General features: G+C 63.3%; 17 protein-coding genes. 9 read left to right on the top strand and 8 right to left on the bottom strand.

The window, feature by feature from the left end; translation table 11 throughout:
- Positions 1-16: 16 nt before the first annotated feature.
- Positions 17-964: a DUF4382 domain-containing protein gene (locus V3388_RS09565; protein WP_336367326.1), complete on the bottom strand. Its 948-nt coding sequence runs from the start codon at positions 962-964 to the stop codon at positions 17-19.
- A gap of 203 nt (positions 965-1167) precedes the next feature.
- Here V3388_RS09565 and V3388_RS09560 point away from each other — a divergent pair, with 203 nt between their 5' ends.
- The 4 genes from V3388_RS09560 to V3388_RS09545 all read left to right on the top strand — a co-directional run bounded on the left by V3388_RS09560 (position 1168) and on the right by V3388_RS09545 (position 4273).
- Entirely contained in the window at positions 1168-1752 is a 585-nt protein-coding gene (locus V3388_RS09560) for an RNA polymerase sigma factor (protein ID WP_336367325.1), read from the top strand.
- A 10-nt stretch (positions 1753-1762) separates the two neighbouring features.
- Positions 1763-2434 carry an anti-sigma factor family protein gene (locus tag V3388_RS09555; RefSeq protein ID WP_336367324.1) on the top strand — a complete coding sequence of 224 codons (672 nt, stop codon included), beginning with the start codon at positions 1763-1765 and terminating at the stop codon, positions 2432-2434.
- Positions 2431-2859: a hypothetical protein gene (locus tag V3388_RS09550; protein WP_336367323.1), complete on the top strand. Its 429-nt coding sequence runs from the start codon at positions 2431-2433 to the stop codon at positions 2857-2859. Before V3388_RS09555 ends, V3388_RS09550 begins: the two co-directional genes overlap by 4 nt.
- A gap of 109 nt (positions 2860-2968) precedes the next feature.
- Entirely contained in the window at positions 2969-4273 is a 1305-nt protein-coding gene (locus tag V3388_RS09545) for a tetratricopeptide repeat protein (RefSeq protein ID WP_336367921.1), read from the top strand.
- A gap of 33 nt (positions 4274-4306) precedes the next feature.
- Here V3388_RS09545 and hemL read toward each other — a convergent pair whose 3' ends face one another.
- The 5 genes from hemL to V3388_RS09520 form a co-directional block, all read right to left on the bottom strand.
- Positions 4307-5587, bottom strand: a complete 1281-nt coding sequence (hemL, locus tag V3388_RS09540) for a glutamate-1-semialdehyde 2,1-aminomutase (RefSeq protein ID WP_336367322.1) — start codon at positions 5585-5587, stop codon at positions 4307-4309.
- A gap of 12 nt (positions 5588-5599) precedes the next feature.
- Positions 5600-6256 (bottom strand): thiamine phosphate synthase, encoded by a 657-nt coding sequence (gene thiE, locus V3388_RS09535; RefSeq protein WP_336367321.1) that lies wholly within the window; start codon positions 6254-6256, stop codon positions 5600-5602.
- A complete protein-coding gene (gene thiD, locus V3388_RS09530) occupies positions 6244-6945 on the bottom strand; it encodes a bifunctional hydroxymethylpyrimidine kinase/phosphomethylpyrimidine kinase (protein WP_442915633.1) in 702 nt (233 codons plus the stop codon). Before thiD ends, thiE begins: the two co-directional genes overlap by 13 nt.
- A gap of 98 nt (positions 6946-7043) precedes the next feature.
- A complete protein-coding gene (gene hemJ, locus V3388_RS09525; RefSeq protein ID WP_336367320.1) occupies positions 7044-7466 on the bottom strand; it encodes a protoporphyrinogen oxidase HemJ in 423 nt (140 codons plus the stop codon).
- Positions 7467-7469: 3 nt separating this feature from the next.
- Positions 7470-9242 carry a chloride channel protein gene (locus V3388_RS09520; RefSeq protein ID WP_336367919.1) on the bottom strand — a complete coding sequence of 591 codons (1773 nt, stop codon included), beginning with the start codon at positions 9240-9242 and terminating at the stop codon, positions 7470-7472.
- 162 nt (positions 9243-9404) lie between these two features.
- Here V3388_RS09520 and argC point away from each other — a divergent pair, with 162 nt between their 5' ends.
- The 4 genes from argC (at position 9405) to erpA (ending at position 12092) form a co-directional block, all read left to right on the top strand.
- On the top strand, positions 9405-10442 hold the full coding sequence (gene argC, locus V3388_RS09515; RefSeq protein ID WP_336367319.1) for an N-acetyl-gamma-glutamyl-phosphate reductase: 1038 nt from the start codon (positions 9405-9407) through the stop codon (positions 10440-10442).
- A gap of 36 nt (positions 10443-10478) precedes the next feature.
- Positions 10479-11219, top strand: coding sequence for a DUF6776 family protein (locus tag V3388_RS09510; RefSeq protein WP_336367318.1), 741 nt, complete (start codon positions 10479-10481; stop codon positions 11217-11219).
- A gap of 1 nt (position 11220) precedes the next feature.
- Complete coding sequence (locus V3388_RS09505) at positions 11221-11676, top strand: bactofilin family protein (protein WP_336367317.1); 456 nt, start codon at positions 11221-11223, stop codon at positions 11674-11676.
- An 83-nt stretch (positions 11677-11759) separates the two neighbouring features.
- Positions 11760-12092: an iron-sulfur cluster insertion protein ErpA gene (gene erpA / locus V3388_RS09500; RefSeq protein WP_336367918.1), complete on the top strand. Its 333-nt coding sequence runs from the start codon at positions 11760-11762 to the stop codon at positions 12090-12092.
- A gap of 70 nt (positions 12093-12162) precedes the next feature.
- Here erpA and V3388_RS09495 read toward each other — a convergent pair whose 3' ends face one another.
- Both V3388_RS09495 and V3388_RS09490 read right to left on the bottom strand, forming a co-directional pair.
- Positions 12163-13257 (bottom strand): anhydro-N-acetylmuramic acid kinase, encoded by a 1095-nt coding sequence (locus V3388_RS09495; RefSeq protein WP_336367316.1) that lies wholly within the window; start codon positions 13255-13257, stop codon positions 12163-12165.
- Positions 13258-13261: 4 nt separating this feature from the next.
- Complete coding sequence (locus V3388_RS09490; RefSeq protein ID WP_336367315.1) at positions 13262-14626, bottom strand: OapA family protein; 1365 nt, start codon at positions 14624-14626, stop codon at positions 13262-13264.
- A gap of 206 nt (positions 14627-14832) precedes the next feature.
- Here V3388_RS09490 and tyrS point away from each other — a divergent pair, with 206 nt between their 5' ends.
- Positions 14833-16035: a tyrosine--tRNA ligase gene (gene tyrS, locus V3388_RS09485; protein ID WP_336367314.1), complete on the top strand. Its 1203-nt coding sequence runs from the start codon at positions 14833-14835 to the stop codon at positions 16033-16035.
- Positions 16036-16391 lie beyond the last annotated feature (356 nt).

The following is a 16391-nucleotide window of genomic DNA, read 5'->3' as shown; positions in this document are numbered from 1 at the left end:
CGTTCGGCGGGGGTTGTCAGGGCACGAGGGGGATCGGCGCCGCCTCGGTGTTCTCACCTGCGTTGACGGTCACGTTCTGCGTGCCGTCAAACTCCACCCCGGTCTCCGTGGTTTCATTGTCATCCAGCTGGCAGGTGTAGCTCACGGTGTAATCGCCGGCGGTCAGGAAGGCGGCGGAATACGTGTAAATGCCGTCGTTGTCCTCATCTTCCACCGGCGCGACCACCAGCGGGTTGGTGTCAGAGTTGATGTTGAGGTCGGTAGGTTCGACGTCCGCACCCTGGTAGATGTAGACGGCGCCGTAATAGCCCGTCGTGCTCGGGTCAGCGCAGTCTGCCAAGCCCGCATCGTTCATACGGGTTGTACTGATCGTGGCGTAATCCACTTGGCCTGAGAGGCTGCCGGTGTTGTCGGTGCTCACCAGCCGCAGAACCGGCTTCAGCAGGTAATCGCCAATCGACTTGCCCTGCGGGTTCACAATGGACTTGCGGGCGTCAAAATCGATGGTGAAATCGGTGGACTGGTCCGCCGCGACGGTGAAGCCGCCCTTGAGTTTCAGGCCGCTCTGTTCGCCGGAGGGTACCGCCAGCGTTTTCTGCACGTCCGGCTCACCGCTTACCACCACGTAGGAGGCGCTGGTGTCGATCATCAGCCGCGCTTCCGTGTAGTTCCCTGCCGGAACCTCCTCATCGGTGATCAGCGGCTCGGTCACGCCGCCCTGCAGCGTCAGCAGGTCCAGGGTTTTCGGGGTGTCGAAGGTAAAATCGACCCAGTCACCATCGGCGGGCTTCAGCCGCAGGCCGGTGAACGCAATGGTCACGCTGGAAAATTCCATGGTGGGCGCGTCGGTCATGTTGAACGACACCGACCCGGTGCTGCCGCTGCCGGAGCCGCCTCCGCCCCCGCAGGCCGCCAGGCTGGCGGCCAGGGCGGTGATCGCAAAAGCGTGCGTTGAGCGTTTCATACAACCTCCTATCTGAACGGGAATCGTCCTACCTGACACGCCCCGTTTACCGGGCGGGTTCCCGGGGGCTGCATTAACCTTTGCTCATGTGCAATCAACCAGGCGCATCGGCGAGCCGTCTTGGCGACGTTGCACGCTGCAACGGCGGGCCGCCTGGGATACACTGGCCCATTCACGACAAACGCGTTCGGGTAGCTACCGGTTTGCCGATATTCTCCTTTAGACAGAACTCAACGACGCGCTTTGACGCGATCATCCGGCCCCACCTGGAGCCGATGTACCGGTTTGCGTTCCGGTTGACCGGAAACCAGGCCGATGCGGAGGACCTGGTGCAGGATGTGGTCATCAAGCTGTTTCCGAAACTTGACGAGCTCGCCCGGGTCGAACAGCTCAGGCCCTGGTTGAATCGGGTGTTGTACCGGCAGTTTGTCGATGGCGTCCGCCGGCAGCATCGCCGGGGCACCCGGACGTTCTCCGAGCTGGATGAACAGGCCTCGTCCCTCTGGCCGGACAGCATTGCCGACGCCAACCCAGGGCCTCAGGACCAGGTGGGTAACGGCCGTCTGGGCTCGGCCCTGGACCGGGCGATGGCGGAGCTGTCGCCGGACCAGCGAACCCTTGTGCTCCTGCACGATGTGGACGGCTGGCGGCAGGAAGACATTGCGGCGGTGCTGGATGTGCCGATCGGAACGATCAAATCACGCCTGCATCGCACGCGAGCCGCGCTGCGGGAAAAACTCACGGCGCTGCGGGAACCGGACGCCCCGCTTCCGCGTGTGAGTGAATGAGGTGAGACACATGAACTGCGACGCGATCAAACCACAACTGGCGGACTACGCCCGTGGCGCTTGTGACGAGGCGAGCCAGCAGGCCGTCGAACGGCACCTGCTCGGGTGTGAGGCCTGTGCTGAACGAGTCCGGCAGGAGGAGGCCCTCCATGCGCGCCTGCTCCAGGATTTTGCGATTCCGGCGCCGTCTGAAGGATTTGAGCGCCGCGTGTTGTCCGCCGCGACCGGCGGTTCCCGATCCGTAGTCCGGGTGACTTACTGGGGTGCAGGCGTCGCGGCGGCCGCGCTGCTGGCGCTGGGTATGGGGCTTGGGTCGATGCTCGACGCCCCCTCGCAAGGAGGTGTCGAGCCAACGGCCCAGACCGCGTCCGTGGAGACCATCCGGCCAGAGCGCCGTACCGTCCGGTTGGCCTTTGACGCCGCGCGGGCATTGGCGGACGTTCAGTTAACCCTGCAGTTGCCTCCGAACGTCGAGGTTGAGCATTGGCCGGGGCAACATCGGCTGAGCTGGCGGATCTCGTTGGACAAGGGCGAAAACGTCCTTAACCTGCCGCTGAACGTGTTGTTTCCAGGCGACGGGGAACTGGTCGCCCGCCTGGACGCCGGCGATCAGCAGAAAAGCTTCCGGGTACCGCTGGTGTTTCCCGGCGACAGTGACGAGGGGAGGGTACCGGGGTCATGACGTCTCGTATTCTGTTTTTGATGGCCGGTTGGTTAGCGGCCGCGGGCGTTCAGGCCGCGGGTGATCTGGATGTGACCATGCGGATGGTCACCGAGGATCATGACCTGACCGGTAGCGTGGTTCGGCAGATTGAATTGCCACGGCCCGCCGATGGTCGGCCGTCGGTCGCCGGCGATGCCTCTCCCGGCCGTTCGGAGGCGGCAGACACCCGCCCTGGACGACCCGAGGGCGGCCGCCCGGAGTCGGTGGGTCGGCCGGCGATGGGCGCGCCGGAGCGTCCGGTCACCCCTGATGCCCGCCCGGCTCTGGATCTCCCGGACCGTCCGTCCCTGCCGGACCTCCCGGACGCCGCCCGTGGGCAGCGGCCGGACGGTGTTGGCCGTCTGCGGGACGCCCTGCCTGCCAGGCCGGGAACCGACCGGTAAAGTCCTGCTTTCCCCTTGCGTTACAGGGTATTTCAACGGATCCTCTAGCGGCATTGAACCGTTCTTCGTTCACTGACGCCAGGAGCGCCGTTTGCCCTATCGCCGTTGGATGCCCACGAGGCCCGGATGGGTCCTTCTCCTGCTTTTTGCCGTTTCCGGTGGCGCGCTTGCGGCCGAGCCGATGACCGCTGCTGACTGGTTTCAGCGGGGCGTCACCCTGTTCCAGGCCGGTCGCCTTGAGGCCGCACGGGACGCGCTGGAGCAGGCGCGAACCCTGGGCGGGGAGAGTCGATCCCTGATCTACAACCTGGGGGTGGTTCACTATCGGCTGGGCGAGTACAACGACGCCTCCCGGGCGTTCCGGCAGTTACTCGGCACCGCAGACCGGGACCTGGCGCGGTACAACCTTGGGCTGGTGGCACTGGCGGACGGGCGCCAGAAACAGGCCCGGCACTGGTTTGCGCTGGTGCGACGAGAGGCCGGAGACGACACCCTTCGGGCGTTGGCGGCACGGCAACTGGACCGTCAGTCAACCGCCTCTGGGTCCGAATGGCAGGCCTACGTGTCGGTCGGCGGAGGCTACGACAGCAACATCGAAGCCCTGCCAGAGGCCGGCGCATCCAGCGACGGCGGGCTGTTCCTGGATGCTGTCCTGGTGTCCGATCTGACCGTACCGGGCGGGGGCCAGCAAACCTGGTCGTTACAGGCAACCTACCTTGGGCGGGACTACGCCGGCTGGCACAGTTACGATTCGGATCTGATTCAGCTGGATGGCCTGTGGCACCGGGACGCAGGTGTCGCACGTGCTGGCGTGGGGCTTCGGGCGAGCCAGTCCTGGTTTGGGCATCGCGCCTTTGAAACCCGTTATGGACCGGTACTTGAGCTTCGGTCCCCGGCCTGCGGTTATCAGGGGTTCGATCAGTGTGGGCTCACCCTGTCGGCGGTGGCGGTTGACGCCGGCTCCACCTATTCCGCCTACAGCGGCGACCAGGTGCGCCTGGACGCGAACGCCGCGGGTCGATCCGGGCCCTGGGCCTACCGGGTAGCCTATCGTTGGTCCCGGGATGATCGGGACGGTGTCCAGGTTGGCCCCCAGTTTGTGTCAGTGTCGCCGACCGTCAATGCGGTTCGCGGAATGGTGAGCCGGTCGGTCTCGGGTCAGGTGGTGGTCGGCGTATCCGGCGGCTTTCAGTGGAGCCGGTTCCCTGATGACAACCGGGTGTATCAGGGAACCACACTGGTCCACGAACACCGGGAGGACCACCGGCCCGAGCTGGGCCTCTTTGGCGAGCGGTTCCTCGGACCGGGCTGGCGGTTGAGGGCCGAGTGGCAGTTCCAGGACACGAGCAGCACGCTTGACCGCTACGCTTACCAGCGCCACACCGTATTGCTGACTCTGGAAGGCCGCCTCTGAGTTCGTGTCGGTCAGGGCCCTTCGCTGCGACGCTCAGAGCGTCGCAAAGACCTTCCGTGCGGCGTCGATGGTGTACTGGATGTCCTCTTCGGTGAGGGCGTCGCTGGTGAAGCCGGCCTCGAACGCCGACGGCGCCAGATAGACCCCTTCCTTCAGCATGCCTTGGAAGAACCGTTTGAAGCGCTCCACGTCGCAAGCCATGACCTGGTCAAAGCGGGTCACGGACGGCTCTGAGGTAAAGAACAGGCCGAACATGGCGCCGGCGCCTTGCACCGCCAGGGGGATTCCGGCGTCGTCCGCCGCTGCCTTCAGACCGCCTATCAGCGTTTGGGTTTTCGCCGCCAGGCGATCATGGAAGCCGGGTTCGGAGATCAGGTTCAACGTTGTGAGGCCGGCGGTCATGGCCAGCGGATTGCCGCTCAGGGTGCCGGCCTGGTAAACCGGCCCAAGCGGAGCGATGTGTTCCATGATCGACCGCTTGCCACCAAAGGCCCCCACCGGCAGGCCGCCGCCAATGACCTTGCCCAGCGCGGTCAGGTCAGGCGTCACGCCATAGAGTTCCTGGGCGCCGCCCAGGGACACCCGGAAGCCGGTCATCACCTCATCGAAGATCAGCACAGTGCCGTGGGCGTCGCAGACCTCCCGCAGGGTCTCCAGGAAGCCGGGCACCGGCGGAATGCAGTTCATGTTGCCTGCCACCGGCTCAACGATAATGGCAGCAACCTGGTCTCCCATTGCCTCGAACAGCTGGCGCACGCCGTCGATGTCGTTGTAGGACAGGGTCAGGGTGTGTTCTGCCAGACTGGCGGGAATGCCCGGCGAGTTGGGCACACCCAGGGTCAACGCGCCGGAACCGGCCTTCACCAGCAGCGAATCGACGTGGCCATGGTAGCAGCCCTCAAACTTCACGATCTTGTCCCGCCCGGTGTAGCCACGCGCCAGGCGAATGGCGCTCATGGTGGCTTCGGTGCCTGAGTTCACCATACGCACCAGCTCGATTGATGGCACAAGCTCGCACACCTTGCGGGCCATCTCGGTTTCGATGGCGGTCGGCGCGCCATAGCCCACGCCCAGATCCACCTGAGTGTGCAGCGCCTGCTGTATGCGCGGGTCCGAGTGGCCCAAAATCATCGGGCCCCAGGAGCCGATGTAGTCGATGTAGCGACGGTCGTCTTCGTCGTACAGGTAGGCGCCTTTGGCCCGTTTGAAGAAGATCGGTGTGCCGCCGACGCCTTTGAAGGCGCGGACCGGGGAATTGACGCCGCCGGGAATGTATTTCTGGGCCTGCTCAAACAGGGATTCAGAATGGCTCATGGGTAACTCCTGTTAACGGGAGGCTGAGAAAAGAGGATGGTGCCGGGCAAACAGGCGGCTGAAGGCGCGGGCCCGCTGTTCAATTTCATCAGGGCGGCCACCGAAGAGGCCGCCCACCACCGCCAGCAGATCGGCGCCAGCCTGGATCAGCGGTGCGCCGTTGTCGATGGTGATGCCACCAATGGCGCACACCGGCAGGCCGAGCGGGCGGGCGTTGGACAGCACCGAAAGGTCCGCCTCCGGCGCATCGGGTTTGGTGCCGGAGGTATAGAACCGGCCAAAGGCGACGTAATCCGCGCCGTTGCCCCGCGCGGCTTCGGCGAGTGCCAGGCGGCCGTGGCAGGTGACGCCGATGACGGCGTGCTCGCCCAGTCGCTGCCTTGCAGCCGCCGCAGACTCGTCGTCCTGCCCCACGTGAACGCCGTCGGCGTTGACCCGCCGGGCCAGCTCTGGATCGTCGTTGATCAGAAACAGGGCCCCGCCGGCCCGGCACACGGCGGACAGATCTCGAGCCTGCCGGAGCTTTTCCGGCGCAGGTGCCTGCTTCTCCCGGTACTGGACCATTACGGCGCCGCCGCCCACCGCCGCCTCGACCGCCGTCACCAACTGATCCGGCGGGCACAGGCGGCTGTCGGTGATGGCGTACAGCCCCGGCGTCAGTTTTCCCACCGGATTCCCCGGTCGGGTACCGGCTGGCCACCGCCGACGGTCAACGCGTGGCTGATGGCGCGATGTACGAAGTTCTGGGCCTGGGCGATGGCCGTGCGGGCCGACAGGCCGTTGGCCCGGCCGGCGCTGATGGCCGCGGCCAGGGTGCAGCCGGTGCCGTGGTATTCCCCGCCAATGCGTTCGATCTCCCAGGTCATCGGTTCGGTATCGGCGTGGTACAGGGTGTTGATGATGAATTCGCCGGTGCCGTGGCCGCCGGTGGCCAGTACCGAACGGCAGCCGCCGGCCAGCAGCCGGTGGGCCGATTCCGCGGGATCGTCACTGCCCCCGAGCAGGGCCAGTTCGACCCCGTTGGGGGTGATCATTTCGGCCCGGGGGAACAGGGCTTGCTTCATGGCATCAATCAGGGCGTCGTCGGCCAGGTCGCCGCCGCCGGCGGCCTTGATCACCGGGTCGGTGATCAGGGGAATGTCCGGGTGCCGGTCAAGGAACTCGCACAGTACGGCAATGACCTCGGCGTTGCCCAGGGCGCCGGTCTTGATGGCGTGAATGGGCGCATCGCCGGCCACGCAGTCGAGCTGGCGGCGGATCAGGTCCGCGTCCACCGGTTGGGCATCGTACACGTTGCGGGTGTCCTGCACGGTCAGGCAGGTGAGAACCGGCAGCGGGTGACAGCCCAGGGCCGTCACCGCTTGGATATCGGCCTGGATGCCGGCGCCGCCGGAGGGGTCAAGGCCGGAGAGAATCAGAACCTGTGGGCGCGTGTAGGAAGTAATGGCGCAGCTCCTCAGAAGGGTTTGACAACCACCAGGATGACCACTGCAATCAGGATCACCACCGGGATTTCGTTGAACCAGCGATAGAACACGTGGCTGCGGGTATTACGGTCGTCCCGGAAGACCCGAACCAGGTGGCCACAGTAAAAATGGTAGGCAACCAGGATGGCCACCAGCAAGAGCTTGGCGTGCATCCATCCCTGGCTGAAATACCCGGACGGGCTGTAGCTGATCAGCCAGAAGCCAAAAATCAGAGTGAGCACCATGGAGGGCGTGCTGATGCCCCGGTACAGCTTGCGCTCCATGATCTTGAAACGCTCTCGGCCTTCGGTGTCCTCACAGGCGGCGTGGTACACGAACAGGCGCGGCAGATAGAAGATGCCGGCGAACCAGCACACCACAAAAATGATGTGAAACGCTTTGACCCACAGCATGGCTTAGCTCCGTCGGTATTGGTAATAACTTTCGATATCGGATTTGAGTACTACGCCGTAGACCCGCTGGATCATTGGCGCCACATGACGCTGGACATAAAGTGCTTCGGCATTGCTGGATTCGAAGGCGTTCAGCGCCTCCTCAAGCGTTGCCTGGTACTGCACCGGCGCGAGGTCCCGCCGGTTGGCGGGAATCTGGATGAGATCGATTTCCTCCGGCGCCGGTTCCCCCTCCTTGGTGGCCGTTTCGGAATCTTCCAGGTAGCGCGCCAGATCCACGGCCGGTAACAAGGCGGTGGGGCCATTACTGCCGTCCACAAGCAGCCATTTGGGGCCGGAACTTAATACGTTCCTGGCTTCGCCGGGGGTCAGCAGGCGTTCGGTTCTCAGGATGTTCTTATCCATGATGGCCCCCACGGAAACCCGACGAAGTGCCTGGATCACCGGGGAGTTCTGATAGCTCAACCCCTGGTTTTTGAGGATGGTCAGGAACAGGGAGCGTTTGCCGAACACCTCGCTGGTCAGCAGCGTTGCGGTCGTGATGATCAGCATGGCCGGCAGGATGATGTTCGGGTTCCGGGTTAACTCGAGTACCGTGATGAGCGCTGTCAGAGGCGCCTGAAGAACGGCTCCCATCATGGCGCCCATACCCAGCAGGGCGTACAGCCCGACCGACGAGGCGTAGTCGGGTGAGAGTTGGGCGCCCACCAGCCCCATGGCGCCGCCCAGGGTGGCGCCCATGAACAGGGTTGGGCCAATGACGCCGCTGGGCATGCCCAGGCCGATGGTGATCGAGGTGATCAGAAGCTTGGAAATCCCCACGCTGATCAACACCCAGAATCCCAGGTCGCCGATGATGGCGGCACTGACGGTATCGTAGCCGATGCCCATGGTCTGGGGCACCAGCAGGGCAAACGGGACCATCAGCAGCCCGCACACGCCAATGCGCAGCAGCACCGGCCGGTGGCTGTGCCGCCCAGCCAGATCGACCAACTGGATAAACAGCGCAGCGGCGACCCCAATCACCACCGCGATCAATAGAATCCAGGGCACTTCCCCGAGCGAATTCAGTACCAGCGGCGGCACGGTAAACGCAGGTTCCGGTCCGTAGGCCGCCTGGGTGACAATGGCAGCGCTGACGGCGGCCAGAATAATGGGGGTAAAGCCGGCGATGGTGTATTCCATCATCACCACCTCCATCGCGAACAGCACGCCGGAAATCGGGGTGTTGAACGAGGCGGAAATGGCGGCGGCGCAGCCGCAGGCCACCAGCGTACGGATACTGTTGTTGGGCAGCCTCAGCCACTGACCGAGCAGGCTTGAGAACGCTGCCCCGAGGTGCACGGCGGGGCCTTCCCGTCCGGCGGACTGGCCGGTGATGACGGTGCCAACACCGGTGACAAACTGAACCAGTGCGCCTTTCAGGGACAGGTAGCCCTGGTGGTAGTTCAACCGTTCCATCACGTGAACGACCCCGACCTTACGATCGTGGATGGCCAGTCGATGCAGCAGCAGGCCCAGTACCCCGGCGCCAAGCAGCGGCAGCAGGCCCCGGGTCAGCAGGTCCAACTGCTCGAAGTTCTCGGAGTTGCGCCCGGGCAGGAACTGCTCAAGGGGCCATTCGATGGCCAGTCGGAACAGCAGGATGACGGCGCCGGTGACAATGCCGGACAACAAGCCCATGGCCGCCAGTTTGGGCAGCGCATCCACGCCGGTCAGCCGGCGGCGGAGGCCGGGAAGATAGCGCGCGGAAAGCGTTTGCCAGAGTGTCTGCATGAAACGGTGGTCCGTGGTCTGCGCGGCGGCGTTGGCGCCGAAGACGCGATGGATAGCTGCCTGCATTGTAATGTGCCGACGCCGCGCTGCAATAAGTCATTGGTTTATCATGGTAGACTATGGGTGTGAATTCCGTTCTTTCGTCCTTGACTGGAGACCGTTGTGATTAAAGTTGGCATTGTCGGCGGCACCGGCTATACCGGCGTCGAATTGCTCAGGTTACTGGCTGTTCATCCCGAAGTCAGCGTTGAGTGCATCACCTCTCGCTCCGAGGCCGGCATGCCCGTGGCGGACCTGTATCCGAACCTTCGAGGGCACTTTGATCTGGCCTTCACCGATCCGGATCCGGCGGAGTTGAAACGTTGCGATCTGGTGTTCTTCGCCACACCGCACGGGGTTGCCATGCGGATGGTTCCGGAGCTGCTGGACGCGGGTGTTCGGGTGGTGGACCTGTCCGCCGATTTTCGTCTGAAGGATCTCGACGTGTGGGCGCGCTGGTACGGCATGCCCCACGAAAGCGCCGAGTGGGCGGCCAAGGCGGTCTACGGGCTCCCGGAGGTGTTCCGGGAAGACATCCGCACCGCCCGCCTCGTGGCCAACCCGGGCTGCTACCCCACCGCCGTTCAACTCGGCTTTCTGCCGCTGCTGGAGCAGGGTCTGGTGGACCCGGGCCGGCTGATCGCTGACGCCAAGTCCGGGGCCAGCGGCGCCGGCCGGCAGGGCAGCATTGGTATGCTGCATGGCGAGATCGGCGAGAGTTTTAAAGCCTACGGAGCCTCCGGCCACCGGCATCTGCCGGAGATCCGCCAGGGTCTCACCCAGGCCGCCGGCGGGCCGGTGAACGTGACGTTCGTACCGCACCTGGTGCCCATGATCCGGGGCATTGAGGCTACCCTTTACGCCGAGGTCGCCGCGTCGTTTGATCTGAACGAGCTGCAGGCCCTGTACGAGGCGCGCTACCACGATGAGCCTTTCGTAGACGTCATGCCCCTGGGCAGCCACCCGGAAACGCGCAGTGTTCGCGGGGCGAATCAGTGCCGGATGGCGCTGCACCGACAGGAAGACAGCCCGGTGATCATCGTATCCTCGGTCATCGACAATCTGGTGAAAGGCGCCGCTGGCCAGGCCATCCAGAATCTGAACGTCATGTTCGGTCTGGATGAAAGCCTGGGGCTTCAGGCGCCGGCGCTGCTGCCCTGATGGTGGCGGTCATCCTGTTGCGTTGCGGGGCAGGCCATGGCTGAGCCCAGACCACCGTCCCCGGAATACGTGGTTGTCCGGCACCGGCCGGGGCGAGCGTTTCGCAGAGTGATCGCCCTGATCCTGCTGGTGCTTGCGGCCGCTGGGGCAGGCTACTTCGCGGGCCTGGCCCAAGGCGGTTTCCGGTTTTCGGACGTCAAAGATACCAACGCCGACCTGCAGACGGAGCTCTCCAGCCTGCAGCAGGCGCAGCAGCGTGCGCGACAGCAGCTCGCGAACCTGGAACGTGGCAAGATCATGGATCAGCAGGCGCTGAAGGCGGCCCGTGACACGATTGCCGGTCTGGAAGACCAGATGGCGGCGCTGCGCAATGACCTCACGTTTTATCGGAACATCATGGCGCCGTCGGAGGTGAACAAGGGCCTCCAGGTGGACAGCCTGACGCTCAGTCGCGGCGTCGGGCCAGCCTCATGGGATTACCGTCTGGTACTGACCCAGCTGGGGCAGAATCAGAATTACATTGCCGGTGCTGTGGCGGTAAACGTCATCGGCACTCGCAACGGCGATCGGGTGGTCGTTCCCTTGAGCGAGCTGTCCGGTGATCTGGGCCAGGACGGCATTCGTTTTCGTTTCCGGTTCTTCCAGAACATTGAGGGGACGCTGACGGTGCCTAAGGATTTCCGCCCCGCGCGGGTTCAAGTGGTCGCCCAGGCCAGCGGCAGGAAAAGCGCCCAGGCTGAACGAACCTTTGAATGGCAACAATTGACGGAGAAGTGACATGCTGGGCAAGAAGAAACCGAAGCCGCGTCGGGCACCGGGTCAGTTTGATACGCTGATTTCCTCCCGCACCACGATCCAGGGCGACCTGGCGTTTTCCGGCGGCTTGCACATTGACGGCCGGGTTCAGGGGCGCATCTCTGCCGAGGAAGGCGGCGACGCGGTTGTCCGGGTGTCGGAAGTCGGTGAGGTGACGGGTGATATCGTCGCACCCCACGTGATTGTTAATGGCACGGTCAATGGCGATGTCTACGCCTCGGAGCATCTGGAACTGGCGGAAAAAGCGTCGGTGAATGGCAATGTCTACTACGCGTTGATTGAAATGGCGATGGGGGCATCGGTCAACGGCAGTCTGGTTCATCAGAAAGAGCCTCAAGGCTTGTTGACCCGACATTCCGGCCCGACCACTGACGGTTCATCGCTGCCGGGTGCGACCGATGACGGAAAGTCCGAATAGTTGATAGTTCCTGTCGGGGCTACCATAATTGCCGACCGTTCAACCAGATTCTGGAGGCCAATTTGAGTGTCGTTCAGCAGCAAATGGCAAGTCCGCTGTTCTTCAGCGATACCGCCGTTGCGAAGGTCCGGGAGCTGATTGAGGAAGAAGAGAACCCGGCTCTGAAGCTGCGGGTTTTTGTGACCGGGGGCGGATGCTCCGGCTTCCAGTACGGCTTTTCGTTTGACGAGCAGGTGGAAGACGACGATACCGCCATTGAGCGGGAGGGCGTTACGTTGCTGGTGGATTCGATGAGCTATCAGTACCTGGTCGGATCAACCGTGGACTATCAAGAAGGTTTGCAGGGTTCTCAGTTCGTGGTGCAGAACCCGAACGCCACGTCCACCTGCGGGTGTGGCAGTTCCTTTTCGATCTGAGCCGCTGGCCAGACGTTACCCACGCCGGTGTGATTCACCGCCGGCGGCGTCCAAGCAACCCCCGGCTTTTTCAGGCTGGATAGATCGCGCCGAGAATGCGCGGGCCTTTGGCACCGGTCACTTCGGGGAGGTTGCCGGTTTTTCCCTCCAGTGTCTGGCGCGCCAGCCAGGCGAACGCCACCGGCTCCACCCACTGCGGGTTGATGCCCAGGGTTGCGGTATCCCGAACCATCACCGGCGCCAGCCGGGCTGAGAGTTCCTTCATTAATAGCGGATTGCGCGCACCGCCACCGCATACGTAAAGCGTTGCCAACCCCTGTTTCGGCAGTTGACGGAAGACGCTTTCCACCGTCAGTTGCAGCAGGGTCCGCTGGACGTCTTCCGGCGCTGTCTCCGGGCGGTGAGCCAGGTGGGTGTGAATCCAGTCCAGGTTGAACCGTTCTTTACCGGTGCTTTTTGGCCCTCGTCGGCTGAAGTAGGCGTCGGAAAGCATGTCGGCCAGCAGAGCGTCGTCGACGGTGCCTTCTGCCGCCCAGTGACCGTCCGCATCGTAGGGGCGGCCGGTTTGGTCCAGACACCAGGCGTCCATAAGCGCGTTGGCCGGGCCGGTATCAAATCCGGTTGCGGGATCGCTGCCGGCCGGCAACCAGGTCAGGTTGGCAATGCCGCCCAGATTCAGCAGGCAGCGGGATTCGGTGGCGTGCCCGAAAAACGCCTTGTGAAACGCCGGGACCAAAGGCGCCCCCTGGCCACCGGCGGCCATGTCCCGGCGACGAAAATCGGCAACGGTGGTCAGCCCGGTTGCCTCGGCAATCACCGCCGGGTTGCCAATCTGCAGGGTAAACGGTGCCCGTCCGGCAGGTTGGTGGCGCACGGTCTGGCCGTGGCTACCAATCGCGTGGATGTCGCTTCGTGAGACGCCGGACTGGTCGATGACCGCGTTGGCTGCCCGGGCAAACAGTTGTCCGGTCAGGGTATCGAGTTCCCCAAGTTCGTCCGGCGTGGCATGGTTCTGGCTCGCCTGAATCAGCCGATGCCGATGCTGGTCCGGATAGGCCACGGTGGCGCTGCCGTGCAGGGTAAGGCCGCCGTCATGAAACGACACCAGGACGGCGTCGATGCCGTCCATGCTGGTGCCTGACATCAGCCCAATCCACGCTTCCATCCAGTTACTCCTCGTTGGCAAGGGCCAGTTGCTGATGCTGACGATCAAACCGGTCGAGTTGGGCAACCTGTCGCTCGGCGACCTGCCGAAACTGGGCCATCTCTGCCGCGGGTACCGGCTTGGCGTCGGGCAGGGTGACGGTTCGCGAGTTCACCGGTCGGCCGTTCTTGCGATACTCATAGTGAAGATGCGGGCCGGTTACCATGCCCGAGGAGCCCACATAGCCGATGGTCTGTCCCTGTTTCACCCGGGCGCCAGCGCGCACGCCTTTGCCAATCCGGCTCATGTGGGCGTACAGCGTGGTGATGCCGTCTCCGTGCTGGAGGACGACAGCGCGGCCATAGCCGCCTTTCCAACCGGCAGACAGAACGCGGCCGGTACCGGCGGCCTTGATCGGCGTGCCCGGGGCTGCCGCGTAATCGGTACCTTCGTGGGGGCGGACGACGTCCAGGACGGGGTGGCGGCGCTGGAGGTTAAACGGAGAGGAGACGCGGGCGTCAATGGGCGTGCGCAGAATGGCCTTGCGCATACTTTTGCCGGCGGGGGTATAAAAGTCGGTGTTGCCGGCCTGGTCGGTGAAGGAAACCGCTACCCTGGGCTCTCCGCGATTGACAAAGCGTGCCGAGAGCAGGCGGCCGGTGCCGAGCCGCTCGCCGTCCAGATACAGTTCCTCGTAGACCACTTCAAAGCGGTCTCCCTTGCGAACGTCGTACACAAAGTCGATGTCCCATCCGAACAGCTCAATCAGGGACATGGTAAGGCGGTCGTCCAGCCCGGCCTTCAGGGCGGCGCTGTAGAGGGAGCCGTCGATGGTGCCGCTGGCGAACGCCGGACGGGCTTCGGGTTCCCGAACCACTCTGTGGCCTTCAAACTGACCGTCCTTTCCGGCGGTGACGCGCAGGGACTCCAAGCGGTTCCGTTGCAGCTCAACGGCGGCGAGCTGACCGTCGTCGGCGGTGGCAAAGCGGAGCGTCTCACCAGCAAACAGGTTCTGGAGCTTCGCCGCATCGCCTTCGCCGTGAATGACCGTCAGCATGGTGGCGTCATCAAAACCGGCTGCCGAAAACAGCGATGATAGGGTGTCTCCGGATTTGACCGAGAACGACTGCCAGCGAAGCGCCGGTGCAGGCGGCGTGGTTTCGCCAGGCTCGGCAGCGGGTGTCGGGGCGTTGCTGGCGGCGAGGGCGTCCTGCTGCGGTTGTTTGTCTTCCTCAGCGACCTTGCCGCCGTCGGTGTTCTGGGTGGCTATCGGGTAGGTCATCCGCTTGGCTTCAACCGAAGCGCTCGGGCCCATCAGGATAGCGGCCGCTACAACGGCCCCCGACACGCCGGCAAGGGCGATGTGCATTTTGGGAAATGTCTTGAACACGTCTTTCACCCGTTTCGAGTGGAATATCCAGCGCTTGAAACGTCTAGTTAAAGCGATTATTTACGTCAGTTGCTGACAGATTAACCGATAAAACCTGAGCGGGACAGCCGACAACATTACGTTTGCGGAAGGTGGCCCCGGATTTCCAATTCGACCGCTGCTATAATACGCGGCCTTCTTGACCTGGTAATGGAGACTTCCAATTCATGGCATCGATTGACGAAGCGCTGGCCCTCATCAAGCGAGGGGTGGACGAACTGATTCCGGAAGAAGAGCTGATTGCCAAGCTCAAGGAAGGGCGGCCCCTGCGGATCAAGGCCGGCTTCGATCCGACCGCCCCGGATCTCCATCTGGGCCATACGGTGCTGATCAACAAATTGCGCCAGTTCCAGGATCTGGGCCACGAGGTCATTTTTCTGATTGGCGACTTCACCGGCATGATTGGTGATCCAACAGGCAAGAGTGCCACCCGCCCGCCACTGACGGAAGCGCAGGTCCGTGAGAACGCGATCAGTTATAAAGAGCAGGTGTTCAAGATTCTCGATCCGGCGAAAACCCGAGTGGTGTTCAATTCCGAGTGGATGGGCAAGATGTCGGCTGCCGATATGATCCGCCTTGCCGGCCAGTATACGGTGGCGCGCATGTTGGAGCGGGATGACTTCACCAAGCGCTACCGGGCCGAGCAGTCCATCGCCATTCACGAGTTTCTGTACCCGCTGGTGCAAGGCTACGATTCGGTCGCACTGGAGGCGGATGTTGAGCTCGGCGGTACCGACCAGAAATTCAACCTGCTGATGGGTCGGATTCTTCAGAAGCATTACGGCCAGGCCCCCCAGGTGATTCTTACCATGCCGATCCTGGAAGGGCTGGACGGTGTCCAGAAGATGTCCAAGTCCCTGGGCAACTACGTTGGCGTGAACGATGCGCCGGGTGAAATGTACACCAAGCTGCTGTCGGTTCCCGATGAACTGCTGTGGCGGTACTTCGAGCTGCTGAGCTTCCGTCCATTGGCGGAGGTGGCGGAATTCCGCGAAGCGGTCGCGGGTGGTGCCAACCCGCAGGACTATAAGAAGCTGCTGGCGGAAGAGATCATTACCCGGTTCCACGACGAAGAGGCGGCGCGGACCGCTCATCGCTCGGCGGGCAACCGTGTGGCGCTGGGGGAGATTCCTGAGAACGTGCCGGATGTGCCGGTGTCCCTGGATGGGCAGGCGGATCTGCCGATCGCCACGGTGCTGCGCCTGGCAGGGTTGGTCAAAAACGGTGCTGCGGCGCGGGATGTCCTGGCGCGGGGGGCCGTTTATATCGATGGGCAGGCGCTTGAAGGGGATCGCACCTTTAAAGAGGGCGATACCTGCGTGATCCAGGCCGGCAAGAAGAAGATTGCCCGGGTATTGATCACGGCGTAAGCGGATTGTGTGCCTGGCGTACAGGTTGGCAAGTGTTTTGATCTTTTTTGGAATTCGGCGTTGACAGTTTCCCGTGGGGCTGTAGAATGCGCACCACTTCTGAGGGACACAGCGCTGAGGCGGGTGTTTCGGGAAGCTGTTAACTGCCTGAGGCGGTTGGGAAAATTGGGGTTTACGATTTTCCGGGCTGGCGAAAAAAAGGAGTTGACAGGGAGGCGAAACGCGGTAGAATACGCGGCCTCGATTGAGCAGACGCTCAACGCTCTTTAACAAGTGGACCAAGTAATTCGTGTGGGCGCTGGCCGAGGTATGTCGGATACGATATATCAAGGCAGCGACTCGTCGAAATTGAGTTT

It is taken from the genome of Marinobacter sp. C2H3, from assembly GCF_037080155.1.
In the GTDB taxonomy this organism is placed as follows: Bacteria; Pseudomonadota; Gammaproteobacteria; order Pseudomonadales; family Oleiphilaceae; genus Marinobacter.
The sequence above is the reverse complement of the archived record's forward strand: the minus strand, read 5'-3'. Positions and strand labels throughout refer to the sequence as shown.

Bases quoted from the DNA above. Each gene is read 5' to 3' on its own strand.
- V3388_RS09555 (WP_336367324.1), top strand. From the start codon at position 1,763: ATGAACTGCGACGCGATCAAACCACAACTGGCGGACTACGCCCGTGGC.
- V3388_RS09510 (WP_336367318.1), top strand. From the start codon at position 10,479: ATGGCTGAGCCCAGACCACCGTCCCCGGAATACGTGGTTGTCCGGCAC.
- V3388_RS09520 (WP_336367919.1), bottom strand. From the start codon at position 9,242: ATGCAGACACTCTGGCAAACGCTTTCCGCGCGCTATCTTCCCGGCCTC.
- V3388_RS09505 (WP_336367317.1), top strand. From the start codon at position 11,221: ATGCTGGGCAAGAAGAAACCGAAGCCGCGTCGGGCACCGGGTCAGTTT.
- V3388_RS09495 (WP_336367316.1), bottom strand. From the start codon at position 13,257: ATGGAAGCGTGGATTGGGCTGATGTCAGGCACCAGCATGGACGGCATC.
- hemL (WP_336367322.1), bottom strand. From the start codon at position 5,587: ATGAGCCATTCTGAATCCCTGTTTGAGCAGGCCCAGAAATACATTCCC.
- V3388_RS09545 (WP_336367921.1), top strand. From the start codon at position 2,969: ATGCCCACGAGGCCCGGATGGGTCCTTCTCCTGCTTTTTGCCGTTTCC.
- tyrS (WP_336367314.1), top strand. From the start codon at position 14,833: ATGGCATCGATTGACGAAGCGCTGGCCCTCATCAAGCGAGGGGTGGAC.
- V3388_RS09565 (WP_336367326.1), bottom strand. From the start codon at position 964: ATGAAACGCTCAACGCACGCTTTTGCGATCACCGCCCTGGCCGCCAGC.
- erpA (WP_336367918.1), top strand. From the start codon at position 11,760: ATGGCAAGTCCGCTGTTCTTCAGCGATACCGCCGTTGCGAAGGTCCGG.
- V3388_RS09550 (WP_336367323.1), top strand. From the start codon at position 2,431: ATGACGTCTCGTATTCTGTTTTTGATGGCCGGTTGGTTAGCGGCCGCG.
- hemJ (WP_336367320.1), bottom strand. From the start codon at position 7,466: ATGCTGTGGGTCAAAGCGTTTCACATCATTTTTGTGGTGTGCTGGTTC.